9 protein-coding genes are annotated in these 5,841 nt (G+C 38.0%); 6 read left to right on the top strand and 3 right to left on the bottom strand.

What is annotated here, in order from left to right:
* The first annotated feature begins 66 nt into the window (after positions 1-66).
* The 5 genes from ACGLXV_RS00835 to ACGLXV_RS00815 are packed head-to-tail and all read left to right on the top strand — an operon-like array spanning position 67 to position 4,053.
* Positions 67-1,017 (top strand): ABC transporter permease, encoded by a 951-nt coding sequence (locus ACGLXV_RS00835; protein ID WP_119706702.1) that lies wholly within the window; start codon positions 67-69, stop codon positions 1,015-1,017.
* Positions 1,010-1,960, top strand: coding sequence for an iron chelate uptake ABC transporter family permease subunit (locus tag ACGLXV_RS00830; RefSeq protein ID WP_391557096.1), 951 nt, complete (start codon positions 1,010-1,012; stop codon positions 1,958-1,960). The genes ACGLXV_RS00835 and ACGLXV_RS00830 overlap by 8 nt, the downstream gene beginning before the upstream one ends.
* Complete coding sequence (locus ACGLXV_RS00825; RefSeq protein WP_119706704.1) at positions 1,957-2,718, top strand: iron ABC transporter ATP-binding protein; 762 nt, start codon at positions 1,957-1,959, stop codon at positions 2,716-2,718. Before ACGLXV_RS00830 ends, ACGLXV_RS00825 begins: the two co-directional genes overlap by 4 nt.
* 17 nt (positions 2,719-2,735) lie before the next feature.
* Positions 2,736-3,695 (top strand): siderophore ABC transporter substrate-binding protein, encoded by a 960-nt coding sequence (locus ACGLXV_RS00820; protein WP_391557095.1) that lies wholly within the window; start codon positions 2,736-2,738, stop codon positions 3,693-3,695.
* A 52-nt stretch (positions 3,696-3,747) separates the two neighbouring features.
* On the top strand, positions 3,748-4,053 hold the full coding sequence (locus ACGLXV_RS00815) for an antibiotic biosynthesis monooxygenase family protein (protein ID WP_391557094.1): 306 nt from the start codon (positions 3,748-3,750) through the stop codon (positions 4,051-4,053).
* 11 nt (positions 4,054-4,064) lie between these two features.
* On the opposite strand, the gene ACGLXV_RS00810 is transcribed toward ACGLXV_RS00815, so the two are convergent.
* Both ACGLXV_RS00810 and ACGLXV_RS00805 read right to left on the bottom strand, forming a co-directional pair.
* Positions 4,065-4,754 (bottom strand): DUF421 domain-containing protein, encoded by a 690-nt coding sequence (locus ACGLXV_RS00810; RefSeq protein ID WP_391557093.1) that lies wholly within the window; start codon positions 4,752-4,754, stop codon positions 4,065-4,067.
* Positions 4,755-4,879: 125 nt separating this feature from the next.
* Positions 4,880-5,152, bottom strand: a complete 273-nt coding sequence (locus ACGLXV_RS00805; protein ID WP_205536679.1) for an acylphosphatase — start codon at positions 5,150-5,152, stop codon at positions 4,880-4,882.
* Between the two features lie 225 nt (positions 5,153-5,377).
* Here ACGLXV_RS00805 and ACGLXV_RS00800 point away from each other — a divergent pair, with 225 nt between their 5' ends.
* Entirely contained in the window at positions 5,378-5,509 is a 132-nt protein-coding gene (locus ACGLXV_RS00800; RefSeq protein ID WP_240390664.1) for a DUF6254 family protein, read from the top strand.
* 27 nt (positions 5,510-5,536) lie between these two features.
* Here the strand turns inward: ACGLXV_RS00800 and ACGLXV_RS00795 are convergent, their stop codons facing one another.
* The gene (locus ACGLXV_RS00795) at positions 5,537-5,758 is read right to left on the bottom strand and encodes a hypothetical protein (protein ID WP_119706709.1); all 222 of its coding nucleotides are present in this window, start codon (positions 5,756-5,758) and stop codon (positions 5,537-5,539) included.
* Positions 5,759-5,841 lie beyond the last annotated feature (83 nt).

Below are 5,841 nucleotides of genomic sequence, written 5' to 3'. Positions count from 1 at the left end.
ATAAATATATGATAGAGCTTGTGATAATGATTCTCATTATTAGATATTTGATAAAGAGGAGAGCCGATGAAGAAACGATATTTACTACTCACGTTACTTATTCTTTCAGTTCTATCTCTTTTTGTAGGGGTAAGCAGCATTTCTCCAAAGATGTTACTTGACTTTCAATCAGAAGAAACTGAGATCTTTTTAATTAGTCGTGTTCCAAGGTTAATTGCTATTTTGCTAGCAGGAGCAGGGATGAGTATTGCTGGTTTGATTATGCAGCAATTAAGCAGAAACAAATTTGTTTCTCCGACAACCGCTGGAACCTTAGATGCCACAAGGCTAGGAATTCTCGTATCGATGTTATTTTTTGCGAATGCAACGATGCTTCAAAAGATGGGAATCGCATTTGCCTTCGCTCTAGCAGGAACTTTTCTTTTTATGCAAATCCTGGACAGAATCAAGTTCAAGGATGCTATATTTATCCCACTGGTCGGACTCATGTTCGGAAATATTTTATCATCGGTCGCTACGTTCTTTGCGTATCGTGCGGATGTTATTCAGAACATGTCAGCTTGGCTTCAGGGAGATTTTTCAATGATTATGAAAGGCCGCTACGAACTCTTGTACATAAGTATACCGGTATTATTAGTAGCTTACTTGTATGCTAATCGGTTCACAGTTGCTGGGATGGGTGAGGATTTTTCCAAAAACCTCGGTCTTGCCTATAAGCGAGTCGTGAATATAGGGTTGGTATTAGTTGCTCTCATTACGGTGACGGTGGTTCTTACAGTTGGGGTTATTCCTTTTTTAGGCTTAATTATTCCGAATATTATTTCTATTTTTAAAGGGGACCATCTACAAAAGACCTTGCCACATACGGCGTTGCTAGGAGCAAACTTTCTTTTAGTAACCGATATTCTTGGCCGAGTCATTATTTATCCATATGAGATATCTATCTCTTTAATGGTCGGCGTGATCGGTAGTGGAATCTTCCTATTCTTGTTGTTCCGGAGGAAGGCGTATGCGTAACTCAACCAAGAATATATTACTGACTGTGGCTGCAATAGCCGTTTGTGCTCTATATTTATTTCATGATTTGAATGGAAGCTATGATTATGCTCTTCCAAGAAGAGGATTCAAGGTAGTTGCCATGATTTTAACAGGGGTAGCTATCGCTTATTCCACTGTGGTATTTCAAACGATTACCCACAACCGAATCCTAACTCCGAGTATTATGGGTCTAGACTCCCTTTACATGCTCATCCAAACCGTGATTATTTTCTTCTTGGGTTCCACCCATTTTACGGTTACGAACAAGCAAGTGAATTTCGGCATTTCAGTCGTCGCGATGATTGTTTTCGCGCTATTACTCTATCGATTTCTTTTTAAGAAAGGAAATCAACCAATCTACTTCTTATTGTTGATTGGAATTATCGTAGGGACATTTTTCTCAAGCATCTCGACATTCTTACAGGTATTGATTGATCCGAATGAATTCCAAATTGTACAAGATCGAATGTTTGCCAGCTTTAATAATATCAATACTGATATTTTATGGATTGCGATTGGGATCATAGGATTGTTAATGCTTTATGCTTGGCGATATACAACCTATTTAGATGTGCTGTCACTAGGAAGGGATAACGCCGTAAATCTAGGTGTTAATTACGATTCAATAGTAAAGAAAATGCTCATACTTGTTGCGGTGTTTATTTCCGTCTCAACAGCACTTGTAGGACCAATTACGTTTTTTGGATTGATTGTCGCTAACCTGTCTTATCAGTTGTTTGGAACATATAAACACAAGATTCTGATCAGCGGAGCTGGTTTAATTAGTATCATTGCTCTCGTTGGTGGCCAATGGGTGGTAGAAAGAGTCTTTACTTTTTCAACGACACTTAGCGTTATTATTAACTTCATTGGTGGCGTGTACTTCATTTATTTACTGCTAAAGGAGAGTCGATCATCTTGATCCAAGTTCAAGCACTTTCGAAGTTTTATGGAAAAAAGAAAGTCGTAGAAGATGTAACTGTCTCCATTCAAAGAGGAAAGATTACTTCTTTTATCGGCCCGAACGGAGCAGGAAAGTCAACTCTGTTATCGATGGTCAGTCGTCTTTTGGATGCAGATACAGGTGAGGTGCTCATTGATCAATCGAATATAAAAAAGATGAAGTCCAATGACTTTTCAAAAATTGTATCGATCTTAAAGCAATCGAATTATATGAATGTTCGTTTAACGATTCGTGAGTTGGTTTCATTCGGTCGCTTCCCTTATTCAAAAGGTCGCTTAACGGCTGAAGACGAGAAAATGGTTGATCAAGCGATTGAATACATGGCGTTGAAGGACATGGAGGACAGATACTTAGATGAGTTGTCAGGGGGGCAAAAGCAGCGAGCTTTTATCGCGATGGTTATTGCTCAAGACACCGAGTATATTTTACTGGATGAGCCATTAAATAATCTGGATATGAAGCATTCTGTACAGATTATGAAAATTTTACGCCGTCTGGTGGATGAGCTTGGAAAAACGGTGGTTATCGTTCTTCATGATATTAATTTTGCTTCTGTCTACTCGGACCGTATCGTTGCTCTAAAGGATGGTAAGGTTGTAAAAGATGGACCAACGAATGAGATTATTCAATCAAAAGCTTTGAAGGAAATTTATGATATGGATATTCCGATTCAAGAAATGAACAATTGCAGAATCTGCGTGTACTTTAATTCATAAAAAAAGGGGATAGAAAGATGAAGAAGTTAGGTTTATTTTCTCTTATTTTCACAATGCTTTTCTTATTAGCTGCGTGTGGTGGCAAAGAGGAAGCGAGCACGACTGCTAGCACCGAAGGAGAAAAAACAGAAGAAGAGTCAAAAGAAGTAACGATTACACACGAATATGGTGAAGTTACTGTAGAGAAGAACCCTCAGAAGGTCGTTGTATTTGATTTTGGTGTTCTTGATACATTAGATGCATTTGGTGTAGAAGTGGCTGGAGTTCCACAAGCAGTTGTTCCAAAAAGCTTAGAAAAATATGCTGGTTCTGAATATACCAATGTAGGTGGCTTAAAAGAGCCTGATTTTGAAGCCATTCATCACTTAGAACCAGATGTAATCTTTATTTCAGGAAGACAAGCAGAACTATATGATCAATTTGCAGAGATCGCACCAACCGTATTTATCGATGTTGACTATGCAAACTACATGCCTTCTCTTGAAAAGAACTTTGAGCTTTTAGCTGAAATTTTTGAAAAGGAAGATGTACTTGCTTCGAAAATGGAAGAGTTAAAAGCAAGCATCGATGAGCTTAACAAGGAAGCTTCAGCTTCTGAAAGTAAAGCTCTGATTTTATTAGCAAATGAAGGAAAAGTAAGTGCATACGGCCCAGGTTCACGTTATGGTTTTGTTCATGATGCATTTGGATTCAAAGCAGTGGACGAAAACTTAGAAGTATCTCAACACGGTCAAAGTATTACCTTTGAATACATTCTAGAGAAAAATCCAGATGTTATTTTTGTTATCGATCGCTCTGCTGCCGTTGGTGGAGAAGTGGGTGCAAAAGAAACGATTGAAAATGAGTTAGTGAAGAAAACAAACGCATATAAGGATGGAAAGATTATTTACCTAGATGCAGTTAACTGGTACATCGCTGGAAATGGTGTTCAATCAACGCAATCTATGGTAGAAGAAGTAAAAGCAGCACTTAAATAAATGATGATAGCCGGACTTCGTTCCGGCTTTTTACAAAAAGGAGGCCATCTCAATGTTTTATCAAATGAAAAAAATCGTTGTTGAAGAAGGACACTCTTCAAAGGTAATCGAGCGCTTTTCTGGACAAGGCGGATTGATTTCAGAGCAGCCAGGTTTTATTGATAAGCAAGTGCTATTGAAGAAAAGTCGTCGTGGTAATGAAGAAGTCATCGTTATGATTCGCTGGGAATCTGAGTCCGATTGGAAAAATTGGGAGAAGCACCCCGATCATATTGCTGGGCATAAAGCTAATGCTGGAAAACCAAAGCCAGAGTATGTGGTAGAATCAAGTCAGGATGTATACGAGTCACAGATATAATGGGAGGCGCCTTAGAAGGTGTCTTTTGTTTTTTTATCTAAAAACACGGTGCCTAGTTCATCAATTTGAGCCACAGCGATGTCAGAAGGGCTTTGGATTCCGTTTGCTTGTAACATGTTACTCACCCAATTCTCATCCTTTCCAGTACCCTTTAAGTGATCCATCACGAGCTTACCATCAATAATAAAGGTTCTTGGTATACCACGAAAAGGAGTGGAAATCTTCAAATCTTGATTTTTAGTGGATTGATTAGCGACTTTTTTCTGTGCTGATAGTGATCCATCGGTTTCTAAAAAAGCATACTCCACTTCATCTAAATAGTAGATATCCTTTTTCCTTAATAATAATAACAAATCGTCCATCGTAAGCCTTGCTTTGGACATTCTATCTTCTAAAATTCTTCCATCTTTTATGATAAGCAGAGGCTCACTGTTAAGAAGTTTGCGAGCATGGTGAGACTTAATGGAGAGAATATCAGAGAAAAGAGCCAGAGTGGTAAAGATCGCCATTCCAAAAAGGCCGATATGAATGGGGATTTTATCGGCAAAAATAAACGAACCTCCCATGGAACCAATGGTAATACCTGATATGAAGTCAAAGAGTGTTAAATGAGAAATCAATTTTTTTCCAAGAATTCGGCATAAGACATACAAGGCAATAAAGGTGATGCTAACTCTAGCTGCAGTATCTAAATAACTCATACACTCTTTTCCTCCAAAGACTGTTCATAATTGTACAAATCTAATATGTCCAAAAAAAGGTAAAGAACAACTGGTTATTTATTGAAAAAACAAAAAGACCTTCGAATAAGGTCTCTTTACTGATACTAATATTTAATTTTAAAGGAAGGATATGGATCGGTTTTCTCCCTTGTATGTATTTCCATGTTGTTGACCTTAGAGAAAGGATTTCCTTCTCGTATGGACTCTATAAAAAGCTGGAGGTCCTCAGGCTGACCAACAGCAATTATTTCTACGCTGCCATCATCCATATTTTTTACCCAACCGGTGACTCCATATTGTGCTGCTCTCATTTGCGTATAGTATCGAAAGCCAACTCCTTGCACTTTACCAGAAACGATAATATGTAACTGGTCCACGTTATTCACTCCTAAATTCATCTTAGCAACTTAATATATGTAGTTTCATCCTCCCATAATTCGAATTTCTTTGCAATAGCCACTTTTGGATATCCAACTTGTTGAGGTTTGCTATTTTACCACGTTCCGGCTGGGTTTGTTTGTAAAATACAAGATGATTACATAAGTTGTAGGTGTTCCTGAAATGATATAAAGGTAGTTATCCTGAGTAAAGGAGCATCTGAAATGACCAAATCAAAGAGTCAACAAGAACGTCAGTGGAGACAGAGAAAAGAAGAGCAGCATCCTCACGGGAAAGTAAAAAGCTTTGAGGAATTAGGTGCTGGAGTGGAAGGGAAAAATAACGACAATAAGTAAAGCATGAGGAATTTCCTCATGCTTTTTTTATCGCTTTTTCTTTTTGGAGTTATCTACTACTGCAAGTTTATTTTTATTAACTGCTTCAAGAGCAACATATACGTGAACATACTTTTCATCGATGGGTGATACGGCCGTAATCTTTCCTTTTCGCCCCTTGATCTTAACATTTTCCCCTTCTGCAGGGAGATTTTTGAGTAACTGAGTTAATAAAACATTTCTATGATCATAATAAGTTACAACAAACATCTAGACCTCACCTATTCCTTTGAAGTGTGTGGAATCATCCATGTTATAAAATATAGGAAAGTCGGAGGGTTTAGACCATGTGA

This window comes from Robertmurraya sp. (genome assembly GCF_036676585.1).
GTDB lineage: Bacteria > Bacillota > Bacilli > Bacillales > Cytobacillaceae > Robertmurraya_A.
The sequence above is the reverse complement of the archived record's forward strand: the minus strand, read 5'-3'. Positions and strand labels throughout refer to the sequence as shown.